The sequence below is a fragment of the Leisingera sp. F5 genome, assembly GCF_001593695.1.
This window is the reverse complement of record NZ_LUKH01000364.1, coordinates 1-2,700: the sequence shown is the minus strand read 5'-3', so window position 1 is coordinate 2,700 and position 2,700 is coordinate 1. Positions and strand designations below refer to the sequence as shown.

General features: G+C 58.8%; 2 protein-coding genes. One reads left to right on the top strand and one right to left on the bottom strand.

What is annotated here, in order from left to right; genetic code table 11:
• Positions 1-1,071: 30S ribosomal protein S12 methylthiotransferase RimO (gene rimO, locus A2I95_RS30350; RefSeq protein WP_291735852.1), on the bottom strand; the 1,071-nt coding region annotated here is incomplete at its 3' end.
• Between the two features lie 246 nt (positions 1,072-1,317).
• Here rimO and A2I95_RS30345 point away from each other — a divergent pair.
• Positions 1,318-2,700, top strand: a 1,383-nt coding sequence (locus A2I95_RS30345) for a pentapeptide repeat-containing protein (RefSeq protein ID WP_291735849.1), incomplete at its 3' end; no start/stop codon positions are given.

Below are 2,700 nucleotides of genomic sequence, written 5' to 3'. Positions count from 1 at the left end.
GTCCAGTTGCGCCTCGTCCATCCAATCGAGCAGGTGCTGGAACTCCGCCTCCGTCTCGCCGGGGAAGCCGACGATGAAGGTGGAGCGCAGGGTGATATCCGGGCAGGTCGCGCGCCAGGCGCGGATCTCGTCCAGCGTCTTGGCGGCGGCGGCGGGGCGGGCCATGCGGCGCAGCACATCCGGGTGGGCGTGCTGGAAGGGGATGTCCAGATAGGGCAGCAGCGCATTGTCCGGGTCCGCCATCAGCGGGATCAGGTCGCGCACATAGGGGTAGGGGTAAACGTAGTGCAGCCGCACCCACAGCTCATCCGCGGGGGCCAGCCTGCCCAGTTCGCGGGAGAGGTCGAGGATATGGCTGCGCACTTCCTCGCCCTTCCAGGGATGTGTGGAATACTTGCGGTCCAGCCCGTAGGCAGAGGTGTCCTGGCTGATCACCAAAAGCTCGCGCACGCCGACCCCGACCAGCTTTTCCGCCTCGCGCAGCACCGCGTGCACCGGGCGAGAGGCCAGCTTGCCCCGCATGTCAGGAATGATGCAGAACTTGCACTTGTGGTTGCAGCCCTCGGAGATCTTCAGATAGCTGAAGTGCCGCGGAGTGAGCTTGACGCCGGCCGCAGGCAGCAGGTCCACGTAAGGGTTGGGGCTGGGCGGCACCGCGGAATGCACCGCGTCCAGCACCTGTTCGTACTGATGCGGGCCGGTGACGGCGTGAATGCGCGGGTGATGCTCGCGGATGTACTCCGGCTCGGCGCCCAGGCAGCCGGTGACGATCACCTTGCCGTTTTCCTTCAGCGCCTCGCCGATCGCTTCCAGGCTTTCCGCCTTGGCGCTGTCCAGGAACCCGCAGGTGTTGACGATCACCGCATCGGCGCCTGCGTAGTCGGGCGAGATGCCGTAGCCTTCGGCGCGCAGCCGGGTCAGGATGCGTTCGCTGTCCACCAGCGCCTTGGGGCAGCCGAGCGAGACCATGCCGAGGGTCGGCTGGCCGTCACGGGGGGCGTCGCGGAACTGCGGTTCCGGGGCAAGGTCGGGGCGGAGGCTGGGCGGGTTGCTGGACGGGGTACTGGTCATCCGCGCGCGTATATCAGGAATGCGGCAGGAGGCAAGGAAAACGGGGGGTGCTGGCCATGCACCCCCTGTACACCGGGGGCTGTATTTTCTTAGGCCGGCCGCAAGGCCGGGCAGCGCCTGACCTTCCCCCTGGGAAGGCGCTTTGCACCTCCCCAAGGTCAGGCGCTGCCCTCCGTTAGGTATTGAAGCCGGTGCGCCAAAGCCCTTAGCCTGCGGCAAAGCCGATTTGCATGACGAGAGCGATTGATGCGTGACGAGACAGAAGGGCTGGCCTCAGCCGCCCCGCAGCCCAAGCTGAAGCCCGCCAACGAAAACCCCTGGTATGTGCTGATGACGCTTTATGGGGATGATCATGACCGTAACAGGGCGGTTTGGAACGCTTGGGCAGGGCGAGCACTGACAAAGGGGGAAAGGCAAAAACTCGTTGACGACGGTGTAATAGTTGCCGCCGATTTTCTCGATTGGGAAAACATCCACGATGAGATTGTTTCGAAATTTGACGCCGAGTTTAGGCGGCGGAACGAGCCGCATTGTTCAGTGCCAAATTTTCCGGATCCCCGTCACCCCATACGTTTGTCCAAAATTACTGTAGAACATTCTCTGGAACTTCAGCGTTGGTGTTTTCCGAGTAGTGTCTACATTTCGCTTGTTTGTTTTAACGGGGATGTCGACTTTGATGACGCGTTGTTCTTAGGCGACCTTTCGATCCGGAGAACTGTTTTCGAGTGCGGTGTGAATTTTTTAGGAGCATCTTTCTTCGGTCGCACAAGCTTTTCCGCCACTTTTGGCGATGATGTATCTTTTTCAATATCCAAATTTTATAAGTCAATTGTTTTTCATGATTCTGAATTCAAGGGCTATGTATCTTTCAGCAGGGTGGTTTTTTCGGAAGACGCAAATTTTATCGATACCATCTTCAAAAGGAGGTCTTCCTTTGAGATGGCAAGATTTCAAGGGAGGGCTAGATTCCTAGATGTTGTATTCGGTGAGCCAGGGGAGGTCGAGGCCAGTTTCCCTAGTTTTCGAGATTGCCAGTTCGAGAATCCAACCTCATTTCGCCAAGCCTCATTCTTGAATGCTTATCCAGATTTTTCAGGTGCCATTCTGGATGACAGAACTACGTTCACCGCACGTGAAGAACCGACTGAAAGCGAGGTTAAGGCAAACAGAAATCTGAAAGGTGCCGTCTACTGGCCTTATCAAACAAAGCAGGATTCAGAGGTCGCCCGCGAAACCTGCGCCACCATCCGCCACATCCTCGCCAAACAGGGCCTCCCCGAAGACGAGCATTTCTTCTTCCGCCGGGAAATGCATTTTGCCGGGAAAATCGGCTCCCTCTGGCAACGACTGCCCTATCTGCTGTTCGGCCTGTTCTCCGAATACGGCTATTCCATTCTGCGGCCCACGCTGTGGCTGCTGGGTATCTGGGCCTTGGGGTTTGCTGCCTTCTGGGGCTATTTCTCCGGTTGTTGCGTCCCAGCGCCGCATGAAGTGATCGAACGCCCGATGGGATCAGCGATGGCGCTCAGCTTGTCCAACCTGTTTCCGCTGTTCGGGTTCGGGCGGACGTTCCTGCTGGAGGAATTGAAGGCTCTGCCCGCAGTCCTGCAGTTCTTCTCCGGCTTTCAG